The sequence below is a fragment of the Fannyhessea sp. C0108B2 genome (genome assembly GCF_056583915.1).
In genome coordinates, this window is record NZ_JBWPJQ010000002.1 from 133,595 (window position 1) to 149,847 (window position 16,253).

Genomic DNA, 16,253 nt, shown 5'->3' on the forward strand with positions numbered 1-16,253 from the left:
CTGTGTACTCTTTTTGGCGTGCTAGGGGATTATCTTTTGTATGCACGTCATTTGCAAGCCCTTAAGAATTTACAAATCCTGCCAAATACGCGTGTTTTGCTTGACGAGGATAATTTTAAGACGCTTTTACAGGAGCTTCCTCGCGAAATGCGTGATGCACTGGGGCATACGGTTTGGCTTGTGCATCAAGAAGTTAAAAATATGTCAGATGAGCTTTCAAATCAAAAAGAGTATACAGAATTATGGGTACACGAAATAAAAACGCCCCTTGCGGCAATAAAGTTATTGCTACAAAATAAAAATCGTGGTTTTGTTGAAGATACATCTTTTGAGGTTGACTGTATAGACCATCTTGTTGATCAGGCGCTTTATTACGCGCGGAGTAGCTCGGTTTCAAATGACTTCTTTATTAAGGAGATCAACCTTAAAACCGTGGTAGCACGTGCTCTGCAATCGTATGCAAAAACACTTATAGATGCTCGTATTGCTCCAAAGCTCATCAATCTTGATGTGGTGGTCGAAGCCGATGCAAAATGGCTTCAATTTATGATCGAGCAGATTTTCTCTAACGCTGCAAAATATCGAAAACCCAACGGCACAACTGCTGAACTTATAATTTCTGCTGAACACACACAAGGCGAAAACGGCGTATGGAACACACGTCTTTCTATTCAAGATGAGGGTATTGGCATTAGTGCCAGCGACAAAGAGCGCGTCTTTGACAGAGCGTTTACGGGCGAAAACGGAAGGCGCTCGGCAAAATCAACGGGCATGGGGCTGTATTTGGTTCGCAAACTTGCAAACAAAATGAATCTAAGTGTTGCGTTGGAGTCGCAGGTTGGACGCGGCACCTGCGTTTCTATTTATTTTAGCTCGTCACTCCATGATGTTTTGTAATAAGGTTCGTATGAGCAATTCTGTAACAGCGCTCTTATTCGCAATATCCCTGTTTATTCTCAAGGTGATAAAAACGTAAGAATACCGTAAGGTTCTTCTATGGTGATATGTGCCGCATTGTGAAATAGTAGGTAATCATCACCTACCACAATAAGGAGGAATAATGACCGCTCAACATGCCTTACATACCAAAGAGGCACGCACTGATGTGCACGGTATGTCTGCACACACACATTTCAGCAACATTTCTAAAGGAGCCAATGCCTCAAGTGCTGATTCTATGCTTGTTTGCACAAACGTAGAAAAATATTTTGGTACACGTACCAATATTACCAAAGCGCTTGCTGGTGTAAGTTTTACCATGAAGCAAGGCGAATTTGTTGGCGTAATGGGTCCTTCGGGATCGGGTAAAAGTACGTTGCTCAACTGCATTTCTACCATTGACAAACCTACACTTGGTACTATTACGGTAAACAACCAAGACGTCACGCGCTTGCGCGGCCGCCAGCTTGCCAGTTTTCGGCGCACGCAACTAGGGTTTATATTTCAGGATTCAAACCTTCTAGAAACGCTTACCGCTTACGAAAATATAGCTTTACCGTTATGTTTAAGCGCATGTTCTGTGCGCGTTATGGACGAGAAGGTTAAAAATCTGGCCAGTCTACTTAACATTGCCGATGTACTTAAAAAATATCCCAATCAGATGAGTGGAGGTCAGCGCCAACGCGTTGCTGCTGCGCGTGCCCTTATTTCTGATCCCGCAATTGTTTTAGCGGATGAGCCTACAGGTAGTCTTGATTCAAAAAATTCTCGTATTCTTCTGGAGTCTTTTGAGGAAATCAACCATAAACGTTCTGCAAGTATTCTTATGGTAACGCACGACCCGTTTTCGGCTTCGTATGCAAGCCGCATTATTTTTATTAAAGATGGGCGCGTGTTTAATGAGCTTGTTCGTGGCGAAAAATCGCGTCAAGCGTTCTTTAAGGAAATCATGGACGTTGTGTCGTATTTAGGAGGTAGTGATGCTGCTTTACATTAAGCTGGCATGGGGCAACCTCCGTCGCGCCTTAAAAGATTTTACTGTCTATTTTGTAACGCTGATGCTTTCGGTTTCTCTCTTTTATTCTTTTAATACGCTTACTAATCAGGCGTTTTTTGTAGAACTCAGCAGCTCAACATCACGTCTTGTGTTACGCATGGCAGAGCTAATAGCAGGGCTTTCGATATTTTTAATGATTGTTATTGGTATTCTTATTGTGTATGCCAATGTCTTTTTTATGCGTCGTCGTGTTCGTGAGTTTGCAACGTATCTGCTGCTTGGTATGAAAAAATCAAGGCTTGCGTTTGTGATTCTTATTGAAAATTTTATAGTCGGCATATGTGCACTTATAGTTGGTTTGCTTGTAGGCGTTGTTGTTTCTCAATTTTCTTCGCTTGCTGTTCTCAAGCTTTTTAATTCACCCGTTGAGCGGTTCCACTTTCTTTTGGTACCTCAAGCGATGATATTTACCGCCTGTATGTTTGGCGCGGTGTTTGTGCTTTCTACACTGTGCGCTACGTTTGTGATTTCGCGTACGAGGTTGTCTGTGCTGTTTCGCTCAAGTTTTGCGTCTGATCGTTTTAAGATCAAAAACCCATGGATTACCTTGGCGCTGTTTGTTGTATCGGTTCTTCTCATTGCTCAAGCCTATCGTATGTTTTCCTATGAAGTGCTCACAGTCAATGGCGGGGGAACCTTCTTATGCTGCACCGCATTGGTAGTGCTTGGAACAGCGCTTTTCTTTTATTCGGTTTCTACAGCGTTTACCCAAATTGCGCGCGCAATCAAACCTCTTTATTACCGAGGGCTTAACTTATATGTAGTACGTCAATTTGCCTCAAGAATTAATTCCTCTTGGATTTCTATGACCATGATCTGTGCAACTATTTTTATTGCGCTCTGCACACTTTCCATAGGCTTTACCGCAGTTGCTTCGATTCGTACTCAAGAATCTCTGATGGCTCCTACCGATTTTTTTGCAGATTTTATTTGCAAAGATGGGTATGAACCAGAACAAACAGATAAATTAGTGAGCCTTATGGCACAAGAGATTCCATCCTGGAATACAACTGTACGAGGAACTGCACAGCTTACCAGCTATACTTTGGGAGAAGCTGACAATGTATATACCATAGCAAACCTTATTTCAGACTGCGGTCTATCAAAAGAAAAAGCAATTGACAGCGCTCCTATAGATGTTGCTGTTAATCCCGTGTATTTTGTAGGATGTTCTGAATACAACAGGTTTAGAGCATTGGCTGGTCTTCAGCCCATTGAACTTGCCGACAATGAAGTGAGATTTGCGTCATATCCTGGCTTGGCAGATCAAACGGATAGTTTAGCTGCGTCGGGCAAGACATTTACGTTAGCAGATAAGTATCATAATGTACGCATAAAACCAAAGCTTAAACTCTCAGATCTTGCTGGTCTTTCCAGTAATCCGTGTTCACTCATTGTGCCAGATTCTTGGGTGCGCACTATGAAACCACAGCAAACGCGCCTTTTTGCCCAGTTCTATTCTAGTAGCAAAGAAATCAACGAGCAGTTTTCGCAAGAGCTTGCAGACAGCAACAAACATGCACAAGGGATTTTAGGACAAAATAACGCATACCATTTTCGTGCAGTGAATACCAGCTTGCGCTATGAAATTCTTGAAGCAGCGCTTGCCATTCGTGTAACGGGAACGTTTGTGGCGGTATATACAGGTATTATTCTGCTTATTATCTCGGCGGCCATTCTTTCTATTCAGCAGCTGAGCGAACTTTCGTATATGCGCGAAAGTTATACAAAGCTTCTTCAACTTGGAGCCACGCGCACGTCTTGCTCGGGTACTATTTTTACGCAGCTGGGTATATGGTTTATGCTTCCCTGCTCGCTTGCGATTTCTCATGCATTTTGTGTTATGAAAGAAATGGACGCCCTTTATCGTCTTATGAGTGCCGATGCCGAAGCAAAACAATGGCTTTTTATTACGGCTGGTATTGTTCTTGCTATCTATACACTGTATTTCCTTATGACCTTTGTTGTTATGCGCGCTTCAGTGTTAGGGAAGCAAACAAGATAGGGTGCGTTACGTCAGTGCCATGTTGGTGCATTGATACACATTTGAGCGCTGCAAACATTGCTATCGGCGGTTAGAAAGGTTACAAATATGCGGAGTATCCGTTGTGGATGCTCCGCATATGTTTGTCTATGCTGCTACGTATTAGTGTGAGTCGTTGATAAGTGGCAAGCCATCCGAAACCACAAGGGTTACCGTTTGTCCTTTCTTTGCTTTATCGGGGAAGGATATAACGGTATCTTTTTTCACCAGTGCATCTGGTTGACGTTTTACTCGTACAGTAAAGCCTGCGTCGGAGAGTTTTTGTGAGGCTTCGGTAGCGTCCATTCCTTTAGAGATAAGCGTTGACAGGCTTACCGTTGAAGGTGCCTTTGCAACCGTAATGGTAACGGTTGATTTCCGAGCAAGTTTACCTGTTGCGCTTTGCTTGGTAACAGTTCCCTCGGGTTTGTTGGATTCTTCTCGCTGTACCGATACATTAAATCCTGCGGCTTGAAGTGTAGATTGTGCCTCGTCCTCTGTTTTTCCTACCACGTTAGGAACATCGGCTTCGTCTGGACCTTTTGAAAGCTGATAGGTAATGGTGTCTCCTGCTTTAGCAGCAGTACCAGCAGCAGGGGTTTGGGCTGCAATTTTGCCCACTTCTACATCGTCGGAGTTAACGGAGTCACCAGCCTGACTTTTAAGACCAAGCTTCGACAAAATAGCCTCTGCTTCCGAAGGCGATTTTCCTTTAAGATCGGGAACCGTTACATCGGCTGCAGGTTCTGCTCCCTTTGAAACCACAATATTGATTTGTGTGCCCTTAGCAACTTTGTGACCTGCATCGGGGTCTTGGTCGATAACTTTTCCTTTTTCTACGGTTGACGAAAATTCCTCTTTCACCGTACCTCGCTGGAAGAAGTTAGAATTATCTATCTTCATTAAAGCTTCTTGTTGTGTGAGGTTAAGAAGATTTGGAACTTCTTGCGTTGCGCCTTGACCCATAAAATAGTTTACTAGGGCAACAATTATGGCAATGAGAACTAAAGCTCCACCTAAAACACCTGCAATTACTTTGTTTTTATGGCGTTTTTCATCTTCTTGCGCGCGTAGCTGTGCATGATGAGTTGCACTTTTTCTGTTCTGTGTTGCACTATTGGCAATATGCGGAAGTGCGGTAGTTGAATTAAGTGGCGAAACAGCATTTGCACCCATAACAGGCATTTGAGTTGTTGCGTTGTTAACCTCGGTCATTTTGCCTGCCAGATAGTCGCGCAATACTTTAAAGACTTCTTCGGCAGTTTGAAAACGATTTTTGGGATCTTTTTGCATGCACTTTAAGATAATGCGTTCGAGCGCTTGGTCAACGCGGGGGTTGCGAGCACTTGGCGGAACGGGTTGCTCGTTAACTTGTTTAAGCGCAACGCTAATAGCGTCGTCACCATCAAAGGGGACAACACCTGTTGCCGCTTCGTACATAACAATACCCAGCGAGTAAATATCGGTTGTAGGACCTAAAGGCTTACCTTGAGTTTGTTCAGGCGATACATAGTGCGCTGTACCAAGAACCGAGTTATCTGTGGTCAGGTGACTATTTTTTGCACGCGCAATACCAAAGTCCATGACTTTGATGTTGCCGTCGGGCTGAACCATGATATTTTGCGGTTTAATGTCACGGTGAATAATATCGTGACGATGTGCTACCGAAAGCGCTTGCGCAATTTGGGAGCCAATTTGAGCAACCTTTTTGCAATCGAGCGCTCCGTGTTTGCGAACGCCGCTTTTAAGGTCGGTACCGCGCAAGTATTCCATAGCAATGAAATACGTGTCATTATCTTTTCCCCAGTCGTACACCGAAACAATAAAAGGGCTTTGAAGTGCGGCAGCTGCTTGAGCCTCTTGCTTAAACCGTGCGGCAAACGATGGATCGGCAGCATATTGGGGTAGCATAGTTTTAATTGCAACAGGTCGTCCTAAGCGATTGTCAATGCCACGATAAACAATAGCCATACCGCCTGTTCCGATTTTATCTTGTATGATGTATCTTCCACCAAGAACTTTATCGGGCATTGTTACTCCAATCTGTTGTGTTTAATGTTGTTATAGGTAATGGTAGAAGCGCTTTATACGGCACATGCGCGCTTGTTTGCGTACACCTTGTTTGAGACGATTGGTGCGTGTGCCATTTGTTATGCACCATACACGGCAGGTGTGCTAAGCGTTTGTAACGCAGGTAAAGCAGGTAAAATCGTATCATTTTGCCGCTCCTAACGCTTGTATGTTTAGACATCCTGCAAGAATTTTTCCTGCAATAGCAGCAGCTTTGTTATGTACGTCTTGCTCAGAGGATCCCTCTACACATACCGAGATCGCAATAGTTGGTTTGTCAAAGGGTGCAAAGCCAATGAACAAAGAGTTTGACACCTGAGGCGAAACTTCGGCAGTACCTGTTTTACCTGCAACCTTTACACCTTTTACGCGTGCAGGTTGGCCTGTTCCTCGTTCTACAACATCGAGCATTGCTTCTTTAAGTTTGTCGGCTGTTTGCGCAGAGATTACCTGACCCAAAACCTTTGGTTGCGTTTTAGAAGTGCTGACGCCTTCTGAGGTGAGTAAATGATCAATTACAAATGGATTCATAACCACGCCGCCATTTGCAACAGCTGCAGCAATAACAGCATTTTGCATAACGGTGATTTGAGGACCAGCGGGGCTTGCGTGCATACCTACAGGCTGTCCGCATGCAGCCCAGGCGGTTTCCCATTCGGTCATTTCTGAAGGCTTAGGCATAAGCGAAGATGAAGTAGTAAAGTCTTGACCTAAAGATGATCCAAAGCCAAAGCCTTGTGCATAATTGACCAGTTTAGAAGCGCCTACCTGTGTTCCCAGCTGACCAAATGCTGTATTCGCCGAAAATCTAAGCGCATCTTTAAGTGTTATTTGTCCAAAGTCTTGATTTTTGTAATTAAAGTCTTGATTTTTGTAATTAGAGAGATCTCCGTTGCCAATCGTTATTTTTGCGGGTGCTGAAATTTTTGAATCAAGAGAAGATATTCCTGAGTCAAGAGCGGCAGCCAAAGTAACAACTTTGAAGGTAGAACCAGGTGCGTACAGCGTTTGTGTGCTTCTATCAAGTAATTGACCTTTGGTGCTTGAGTTGCTCATCACTTCGTCGAGATTATCGGGGTTAAAGGTTGGATTGGAAGCTTTTGCAAGAATTGCCCCCGTGGTTGGATTAAGCGCAACAACAGAGCCAGTGTATCCTTCCAGTGCTTTCTCAGCTACTTTTTGCATTTGAGAGTTTATCGTAAGTACTGCCGACGACCCTGGTTTTGCAGCTCCTGCCAAAGATAAGAGCACATCGTTAAGTGACGTATAGTTGCCGTTGTTAATGAGTGTATCGTTAAGACGTGCTTCTACACCCGACGTACCGTATCGAACGGAAGCATATCCCAAGGTATGAGCTGCAAGCGATCCTTCGGGGTGTTTGCGTACATATGATTTTCCATCGTTTTGTTTAACGCTTTCTGCCAGTGTAACGCCATCGGAGCTGATGATGGATCCACGTTTTATATTTGATGTTTTTGCAATGGTATGGTTGTTACCAGGCATCTTTTGGAATGTCTTTGCGCTAATAACTTGTATGTTCGTAAGGTTTGCAATCAGAAGCGCAAAAAGGATACAAAACGCGGTAACCAGCTTTACCAGCCTATTTCCAAGTGCAACTCTTCCTAGTATACCTGATTCGGGCGTATCGATCTTAAAACCACCTCGTACGTGCGCGCCATGCAACACGGATGCATGAGATGAATTTTCGTCTTCTTGCAACAGTATTGAAGAACTTTGCTCGCAAACGTTAATATCAGTGCTTCTGCCTGTGCCTTCGTCGCCTGCTTTAAGCAAAAGCGCAACAATTATAAAGCTTGCCAGTAAAGAGCTTCCTCCTTGGCTAATAAAAGGCAAAGTTACACCAGTAAGCGGTAAAAGTTTGGTAACGCCGCCAACAATGATAAAAGCCTGTATAACAAGCGAGGCAGTAAGTCCAGTTGCGGCAAATGCGGCAATATCTGATTTTGCACGAGCTGCCGTTGCAAGGCCTCGTATTGCCAGTACAACATAGGCAAGTAAAACGGCTGAACTTCCTAACAGGCCCATTTCTTCGCCAATTGCCGAAAAAATAAAGTCTGAGGCAACTACTGGAATAAGCGTTGCAAGACCGCGTCCAATACCGCTTCCTACCAAGCCACCATCTGCAAGTGAGTAGAGCGATTGCACTATTTGAAGGCCTTTGTTGCTAGGATCACTAAAAGGATTAAGCCAAATTTGTACGCGTGTTTGTACATGGCTGAACAGGTGATAACACAGGATTCCACCAAGTAGCAACAACGCAAGCGAGATAATGACATAGCTTACTCTGCCTGTGCAAACGTAGAGCATAACAACAAAGAACGCAAAGAACAACAACGCGCTTCCCAAGTCGCGCTCAAAGATGACAATTAACAGCGAGAGTCCCCACATTACCAAAAGCGGTGCCAACATGCGTGGCTGCGGGATTTTAAAGCGTCCAATATGAAGAGCAGAAGCAGAAAGTAATTCTCTATTTTTTGCTAAGTAGAAGGATAAAAAGAGAACGATAAGTACCTTAGCAAGTTCGCCCGGTTGAAATGAAAACGCGCCAAAACTGAGCCAAAGTTTTGATCCACCGCGCTCTGTTCCTATAAGCATAGGAATAAGCAAGCACATAATTCCAGCTGCCCCCAGCGTAAATTTATACGAGGAGAGCTTTTCTATGCCAGGCACCACAGCCAGTGTTACTACCAGTGCAACAACAGCTAAGAAGAGCCATAAAACCTGACTAATTGCTAGTTCGGGGGAAAGTCTGGTAACAAAAGCAATGCCTGTGCCTGATAAGAAAAAGACAATTGGCAAAATAACGGGATCGGCACCTGGTGCATAGATTCGGACAGCAAGATGAGACACGGCAAAAGCCGCAAACAAACCTAGCGGAACCGACAAAGAAAATACGGATAGTTCTACATGTGCATTCATAATATAGAGTGCGTAAAGAAGTGTGGTTGGAATAGCTGCTGCTATCAACAGCCCCAGCTCCATGGTTCGTCTTGTGTTGGCGTTCTGGCTCATTTGTTCACCTCACTTGTTGTCGTGGAGGATTTAGAATTGGTATCTTGAGTAGGCGAAGTGTCTTTTTGATCGTCTGCTTCGGGAGTTTTACTACCAGCAGATGTTCCTTCCGAGGCGCGCTGCTCTGCTATAGCGGCTGCGCTTTTTTCGGCGTCAATTTGATCACGATAATTTTCTACCACACTGCGTGCTTCTTGCTCGCTTCCTACGCGAACCCCTCCTTCGAGGTCTTTTTGCGTGGTAAGCGGTAGATCTTTTACTTCAACAGAGGTTGAACCCGACAGATGGGAGAGTTGTATGCCAAAAATCCTATTGTTTACCCCTTGATAAATTCCTACGGTTTTATTGTTTATGCCTAAATACCAAGATGTACTTACAACCATAAAACCCATGAACAAACACATAATAAGTGATAAAAGCGCACACACTCCTGCAAGGTACAGGCGCCTCATGTGCATGTGTTTGCTTTTTTGCGGTGCGCCGTCGTCTTTAATGTCTACGACAACTACCGTAACGTTATCAAGTCCTCCAGCTTCAAGAGCTGCAGCAACTAAATTATCTGCGCAGGATTGAGGATGTACGGCGCTAACTGCAAGCGACTCGATTTTTGCATCTTCTATCATAGATGAAAGACCATCCGAACAGATAATAATGCGGTCACCCGTGTTAATGTCAAGCTTAAAGTGATCGGCATACATGTCGGGATCAGAGCCAAGGGCGCGCGTAATAATGGAGCGTGATGGGTGCACGCGCGCTTCGTCAGCCGTAATCTCTCCTGCATCTACTAGCTCTTCTACATATGAGTGGTCGTGCGTAAGGCGAACAAGGGAGCCGTTGTGCAAAAGATAAATGCGAGAATCGCCTACATGAGCAATGGCTATTTTGTTGTTTTCTATTAAAGCGCACGAAGCGGTACAGCCCATGCCTGGTTTTCCATGTCCTTGCGCTGCCTGATTTATAATTTCGGTGTTTGCAGCCTCAACGCTTGCACCCAATAAAACATCGTTTGCACAATGAGGCGCTTGCTTTCCAATTGTTTCAACCGCAATAAAACTTGCCACTTCACCTGCGGCGTGACCGCCCATGCCGTCACATACTGCAAAAAGGGGAGGTTGAACCAAAAACGAGTCTTCGTTATGTTCGCGCACTAAACCAACGTCGGTGCGCGCGCCCCACATAAGGCGTGCGTTGGTCCCAGTCCTAGAATCGGTACCTTCTCTATTTTCTACCGAAATTGATTCGTGGCCAGGACTATTGGCAACTTTGACATGCGCAAGACGGGAAATTTTCTTTGCGTTTGCGCCAAAAAAATCTTCCAAATCTTTTCTTGATAAGGGAAAAGATCTCATCGGCGATTCACCTTCATGATGGTATCTCCAATTTGTATTTCATCGCCGTCGCGCAGTGCAACAGGTTCATCGATAGGGCATCCATTAACAAGGGTGCCATTCGTTGAGTGGAGATCTTCTAGTACCAATGCAGGGCCTTGCAGCGAAAAGCGCGCATGAGATGCCGAAACAAAGGGCTCGTCAATAACAATATCCGATGAAGGAGAGCGCCCGATAAGCACTGGTCCAAGCACGTCTATATGCAAGCCGCGCAGTTGTTTGCTGCCTTTCTCGCAATCAATATACCAAATCGCATCATCTGTTCTCTGTCGTCTAACAAGACCTATTCCTGTTTTCATAACTAAAAACAAAAACAGGTACAAGAACACGACTAATATGATTCGACCTGCAAATAATACGAGGTCAAACATGCTAGTTCTCCCTAAATTCCAAGTTAGTAAGCGCAAGCGTTATGATGTCACCGTTGCGCAAAACGCAACTGTCTACCGTCATGTTGTTTACCTGCGTTCCATTGGTTGAACCAAGATCTTGTATCAACCAATTTCTTCCGTTGTACGTTATTTGCGCGTGTCGACGTGAAATATTTGAATCGCGTAACACAATCTGTGCGTGCGAGCGTTCGCGTCCAATAACGGTTTGCGGCGCAAAGACCTCGTACGTCTCGCCTGTCTGATGATTGATAAGCAGCGAGGTAGGAGTTGTTGCTTCGGCGTAATTTTGCGCAGGTTGCGAGAACGAATCTCTTCTTTGCGTAGGAGCCATACCATCAGGAGCTGCAGGATAGGCGTTTTGTGCGTACCTATTGGAGTTTGCGTTGTCTGCTGCGGTTGCATGGCGACCCCAATTATCTGCGCGCGCATTAACTAAAGGCGTGTGCTGGACGTTTTGAGCTGCAGGCATAACGCTTACGGGAGGCGTGTTGATGGAAGCCGAGCCTATGGTAGCAAGGTTTGAAGGCAATACACTTAAACCTGCAGATAAATCGAGGTCTTGTCCGCCAATAAGCGGCGCAAAATCTCCTGCAGAAGTTTCGTCGGGAATAGCAACCACACCTCGTTTGTACGAATTTTGCGGATTAGCAGCTGCAACTTCGTTTTGCCGAGGCGTTGGCTTATATGCTGGTTTGCTTTGTGCGACGCGTGCTCCCTCATTGGGCACACTAGACAGAGCGTTAGGCGAGCTTACGGGCGGCTGAGGTGTTGCTTGCTCAGAAAAACGAGCGTTTCGCTGCCGAGCGCGTGGTGGATTAACCATTTTAACTTCACCGTGAAGCTGTTCTTGTGCAGCGCCACCAACGCCCAATGAGCCCGAAAGAAACGCGTCTTCTTCGGCGCGAAGGCGAGCAAGCGTGGACGCGTCTATGTTTTCGGCAAAGACGGCAAATTTTCCGCTTTTAAGACCGGGGTCAACCATAAAGCGAATGAGTGGCTTACCTGTAAAAACATAGGATTTTGACTGCGCTTTTGCTTCGATAAAAGCCGATATTTCGCTGATGAGCTTTACATACAAAGATCGCATGGTGGCGTCATCGGTGGGGGAAACCAATACGGTATAAAGTGCGGGAGCGGTATTGATCCCGTCTATCTCAAATGTTTCTGCTTCCATTTCGCGTGCCGCGCGTTTAGCAAGCTTTTTTATCGAAAACGGTGCGGTAAAGCCCTCGGAAGAGCTCCCGAATATGGTGTTCATTCTTTCTTCAAACGTTTTAATTAAGTTCATAGACATTCTCAATCTCCTCACCTGCAGGTTGTGAATCGTCTAACTTCATCACAATAAACATAAGGATACTTAAGCATAGCGCAAGAGCGATTCGTGTGATATCCACAATTGAGTATATACCGCAACTCTCCATGTCAATAATGGTATGCGATGTAATAAATGCATAGAGCATAAGCGCGCTTGCAGCAATTTGAACGGTATATCTAAGCCATGGGCTTTGGGTTTGTTGCAAAACGTATGCAGCAAGAGCCGTGCTTGCCACGCTTATACCAAGAGTCATAAGCGCTGGTTGTTGTATAAGATGAAACAGGTATGTGCAAACCTGTTGGGGATTGGACGCAGCCATGGTTGTCCAGCTTGTAAGATGAACGATGAGCCACAATGCAAAACAGTGTATACATGCAGGAAGTAGCTGCACATGAGAGGAAATAACTAGTGGAGTCATGAAGGGATTTTGCGTAGCAATTCCAATAAGCGCGCAGCTTGACACCCATGTATTTTTGCGCACGCATACGATGAGCCAGGCAAGACTTATGACAGCTAACACGATGGGGAGTAAGGCGCCAATGCCTGTTAGAAATTGTGGATGTAGTATAAGCGAAAATGCATATATAAGGCATATGATGCCTACTGCGCTAAACGGTATAAAGGCTGATAAAACGCCTATCGCGCAAGCACATGCCAAAAAAACTATCAAAGGAGTGCCGCCAAGACCTTGCGTCAAAAAGGAAATGCCTTCAAATGTACACGACGTGCACAGGTGAGCAAAAAACCGCACGATTCCTGCCAAAGGAACCCATGCACCACATATTCCGCATACGGCATTAAGCAACTTTTTTGCGCAAGGAAGCACACGAGGGTGGCGATACCCAAAAGGAAGCTTGTGCTTATCAAATTCTGTGGCGCACTCGTCTGTTTCAAGGGCTTGTTGTACCAGTTGCGCAATAGAGCGCTTGCCCTCTTTTTCGTCGCCTAATACGTCACCAATTTGGTGCGAGAGATTTTCTACATGTGCACATCTCAGCGATGGATTTGCAGTAAGCGCCGCCTTTAAGCTTTGATCAACAAGAGTTTGACTTACAGGAGCAAGATCGCTTGCGTAGTCGGAAAGCGACTTTTTAATTCCCTTTTCAATGAGCTTGCGCGATGCTTCTGCCGTGTTTGCCGCAAATGGACATGTGCCTGTAAGACACTGCCACATTACGGTTGCAAGCGAGAAGATATCGCTTCGCTCGTCTACCAAATCTCCCGATATTTGCTCACAAGACATATAACCCACGGTTCCTCCGCGCGCATCGCCATATCCAGTTGCCGAAGCAAGAGAGGCCATACCAAAATCGCAGAGTTTAACACAGCCGTTTTGGTCAAACATGATGTTTGACGGCTTAATGTCTAGATGAAGCACTCGATTTTTATGCGCGCATGCCAGAGCCGAACAAAGCGCTCGACACACATAACTTGCCTCGTCACCCGTGAGAGTGCCACCTTCGACGCGTCCAAGCAACTCTTGCAGCGTAAGACCGTCGATATACTCCATAACAAGATAGGCATACATACTATCGGTTTCAAAGTCATACACCGATACAATATTGGGATGCGAAAGCCTTGACGCGGCTCGTGCTTCTTGCAGCGCCTCTTGAATGGTTGAGCTTATGTGGTTATACGCGCCGTCTTGACTTGAAAAATCATCATATTCAGCGCCGCTAAAGAGTGGAATACGTTTAATTGCAACACGTCGTTGAAGACGTGTGTCCCACGAAATAAGAATATCGCCAAAGCCTCCCGTGGTACATTCGTCCATAACGCGATAACGACCTTGTAAAACACTGTTTTGGATTTGTTGGTCGTATGAAGTTTCGTAAGCGTCAGCTCTTTGCGAGAAATCCGAATCCGCAGCAGCGCTCGCGTTATGAAATGCACGGGATTGCTGTGGCGTATAGGCAGGTTGCGTGTAATGATTGTTACTCATAATGTGTCCTTTTGAACTTCGTTTTTGGTTGGCGTGACACATTGCTATGCATGTGATGTTATATTTTTTTCTTCAATACGCACATGCGTTATTGCATAAGTTTACCAAATTGGAGTAAAATTTCTACCCATGCGGGCGTGGCGGAATTGGCAGACGCGTATGCTTCAGGTGCATATGAGGGTTCCCTCGTGAAGGTTCAAGTCCTTTCGCCCGCACCACGATTTACTAAACAAATCTCCTAGTTGTGCAATTACGTGGTAGCTTTACGGGTTCTACGACTTCGTGTTTTTTGCACTCTACCTGTGTTTTACAGCCTCTATTTGTTGTCTTCTTCAAAATCGCTCCAACCACTTTCGTCATCAGAATCAAACAAATCCCAATCACCTTGTTGCTTTTTGTGGTTTTTAAAGCGCTGACGTGTTTTGATTTCAAGAAAAATAGAAATAAGGACAAAGAACACAATTCCGCCTAAAACAAGCACCAAAACGCCTTGTCGGCTTGCGAACAACCAGGTAAAAAAGTCATTTATTGCGTCCATATACATCCTTTCCCAAGGAGTGTGTAAATCTTTTATAGAACAAGTATATACTTTAGTGCGTATATATAGGTTATTATGCCTGAATGGCGTATAGTTAAACACATATTACGTACGAGTAGTTTAACAGTTTTTGTATAACAGTGCTTTGATGAGCAAAGTTGGTAACGCAAAAGGAGTAGCAATGCTTGATATCAGGTTTGTGAGGGAAAACCCCGACGTGGTAGATAAGTCGTGCGCATCGCGACAGAACGCACATTGGGATAGGGAACAATTTTTTAAACTTGATGAGTTACGCCGATCAACCATTGTAGAAGTTGAGCGTTTGCAAGCCGAGCGTAATAGTGCCTCAAAGCAAATTGGTAAGCTTATGCAAGAGGGCAAAAAAGACGAAGCGCAGGCTGCAAAAGAGCAGGTTGCGGCTGGTAAAGCTCGCATTGCCGAGCTAGAGGAACAGCGTACGTCTGTCGAAAAACAGCTTCATGATTTGGTGAGTGCAATCCCCAACATTCCTCATGAAAGCGTTCCTTATGGTAAAGACGATAGCGAAAACAAAGAAGTTCGCAAATGGGGAACTCCGCGCTCCTTTGACTTTGATGCAAAAGCTCACTGGGATTTGGGCACGCAAACCCACATGATCGATTTTGATCGTGGTGTAAAGCTTGCGGGTTCGCGTTTTTATGTGCTTGGTGGTTATGGTGCGCAAATGGAGCGCGCGCTCATCAATTTCTTTATCGACATGCACAACGAAGCAGGTTTTAAAGAGTGGTGGCCTCCTGTATTAACCAACTATGATTCGCTCTTTGGAACTGGCCAGCTCCCCAAGTTCGACGAAGACTTGTTCCATGTAAGCAACGACCTCTATCTTATTCCAACTGCCGAGGTTATGCTTACCAACCTGCATCGCGATGAAGTGCTTGACGCTTCACAGCTACCACTAAAATATACTGCCTTTACACCATGCTTTAGAGAAGAGGCTGGTTCTGCAGGTAGAGATACGCGCGGTATCATTCGTGTTCATGAATTTGATAAAGTTGAAATGGTAAAGTTTGCAAAGCCCGAGGACTCCATGAATCAGCTTGAGTCTATGGTTGCCGAGGCCGAGAAGTGCTTGCAGGTATTGGGACTTGCATATCGTGTCGTTTCGCTTTGTACGGGCGATATTGGTTTTTCTGCATGCAAGTGCTATGACCTTGAGGTTTGGCTTCCAAGCTACAACAATTACAAAGAAATTTCTTCGTGCTCAAATTGTTGGGATTTCCAAGCGCGTCGTGCAAATATAAAGTATCGTGATCCAAGTGAGTTTAAGGGTACACGCTATGTTCACACGCTTAACGGCTCTGGTTTGGCGGTAGGAAGATGCATGGCAGCTATTATGGAAAATTATCAAAACGCCGACGGATCTATTAGTGTGCCCGAGGCTTTGCAGCCGTATATGAGAGGGTTAAAAACCATTCCTGCGTGCTAGTCGTGCTCATTTGTGCGTGGATAAGTATAGAACATATGTTTGTTTTGTGTGATGGTGCTTCGGACAGTTTATGTGCTGTGCGGAGCACCTT

Annotated in this window: 11 protein-coding genes and 1 tRNA gene; 5 read left to right on the top strand and 7 right to left on the bottom strand. The window is 45.0% G+C overall.

Annotation, left to right across the window (positions count from 1 at the left end):
• The first annotated feature begins 36 nt into the window (after nt 1-36).
• From AC1DBT_RS01595 to AC1DBT_RS01605, 3 genes are all read left to right on the top strand, one after another.
• Entirely contained in the window at nt 37-897 is an 861-nt protein-coding gene (locus tag AC1DBT_RS01595) for an ATP-binding protein (protein WP_416436822.1), read from the top strand.
• A gap of 163 nt (nt 898-1,060) precedes the next feature.
• Complete coding sequence (locus AC1DBT_RS01600; RefSeq protein ID WP_311438859.1) at nt 1,061-1,936, top strand: ABC transporter ATP-binding protein; 876 nt, start codon at nt 1,061-1,063, stop codon at nt 1,934-1,936.
• Nucleotides 1,920-4,001, top strand: a complete 2,082-nt coding sequence (locus tag AC1DBT_RS01605) for an ABC transporter permease (protein WP_480018337.1) — start codon at nt 1,920-1,922, stop codon at nt 3,999-4,001. Before AC1DBT_RS01600 ends, AC1DBT_RS01605 begins: the two co-directional genes overlap by 17 nt.
• 141 nt (nt 4,002-4,142) lie before the next feature.
• On the opposite strand, the gene pknB is transcribed toward AC1DBT_RS01605, so the two are convergent.
• The 6 genes from pknB to AC1DBT_RS01635 form a co-directional block, all read right to left on the bottom strand.
• Complete coding sequence (pknB, locus tag AC1DBT_RS01610) at nt 4,143-6,050, bottom strand: Stk1 family PASTA domain-containing Ser/Thr kinase (RefSeq protein WP_480018338.1); 1,908 nt, start codon at nt 6,048-6,050, stop codon at nt 4,143-4,145.
• 183 nt (nt 6,051-6,233) lie between these two features.
• Nucleotides 6,234-9,122 carry an FtsW/RodA/SpoVE family cell cycle protein gene (locus AC1DBT_RS01615; RefSeq protein WP_480018339.1) on the bottom strand — a complete coding sequence of 963 codons (2,889 nt, stop codon included), beginning with the start codon at nt 9,120-9,122 and terminating at the stop codon, nt 6,234-6,236.
• Nucleotides 9,119-10,471 carry a Stp1/IreP family PP2C-type Ser/Thr phosphatase gene (locus AC1DBT_RS01620; protein ID WP_480018340.1) on the bottom strand — a complete coding sequence of 451 codons (1,353 nt, stop codon included), beginning with the start codon at nt 10,469-10,471 and terminating at the stop codon, nt 9,119-9,121. The genes AC1DBT_RS01615 and AC1DBT_RS01620 overlap by 4 nt, the downstream gene beginning before the upstream one ends.
• Nucleotides 10,468-10,881 carry an FHA domain-containing protein gene (locus AC1DBT_RS01625; protein WP_061103308.1) on the bottom strand — a complete coding sequence of 138 codons (414 nt, stop codon included), beginning with the start codon at nt 10,879-10,881 and terminating at the stop codon, nt 10,468-10,470. The genes AC1DBT_RS01620 and AC1DBT_RS01625 overlap by 4 nt, the downstream gene beginning before the upstream one ends.
• 1 nt (nt 10,882) lies before the next feature.
• On the bottom strand, nt 10,883-12,190 hold the full coding sequence (locus AC1DBT_RS01630; protein WP_480018341.1) for an FhaA domain-containing protein: 1,308 nt from the start codon (nt 12,188-12,190) through the stop codon (nt 10,883-10,885).
• Nucleotides 12,177-14,159 carry a serine/threonine-protein kinase gene (locus AC1DBT_RS01635; protein ID WP_480018342.1) on the bottom strand — a complete coding sequence of 661 codons (1,983 nt, stop codon included), beginning with the start codon at nt 14,157-14,159 and terminating at the stop codon, nt 12,177-12,179. Before AC1DBT_RS01635 ends, AC1DBT_RS01630 begins: the two co-directional genes overlap by 14 nt.
• A 131-nt stretch (nt 14,160-14,290) precedes the next feature.
• On the opposite strand from AC1DBT_RS01635, the gene AC1DBT_RS01640 reads away from it, so the two are divergent.
• A tRNA-Leu gene (locus tag AC1DBT_RS01640) sits at nt 14,291-14,377 on the top strand.
• Between the two features lie 98 nt (nt 14,378-14,475).
• Here the strand turns inward: AC1DBT_RS01640 and AC1DBT_RS01645 are convergent.
• Nucleotides 14,476-14,697 carry a DUF6724 family protein gene (locus AC1DBT_RS01645; protein ID WP_061103305.1) on the bottom strand — a complete coding sequence of 74 codons (222 nt, stop codon included), beginning with the start codon at nt 14,695-14,697 and terminating at the stop codon, nt 14,476-14,478.
• A 181-nt stretch (nt 14,698-14,878) separates the two neighbouring features.
• On the opposite strand from AC1DBT_RS01645, the gene serS reads away from it, so the two are divergent.
• Entirely contained in the window at nt 14,879-16,162 is a 1,284-nt protein-coding gene (serS, locus tag AC1DBT_RS01650; RefSeq protein WP_464362176.1) for a serine--tRNA ligase, read from the top strand.
• Nucleotides 16,163-16,253 lie beyond the last annotated feature (91 nt).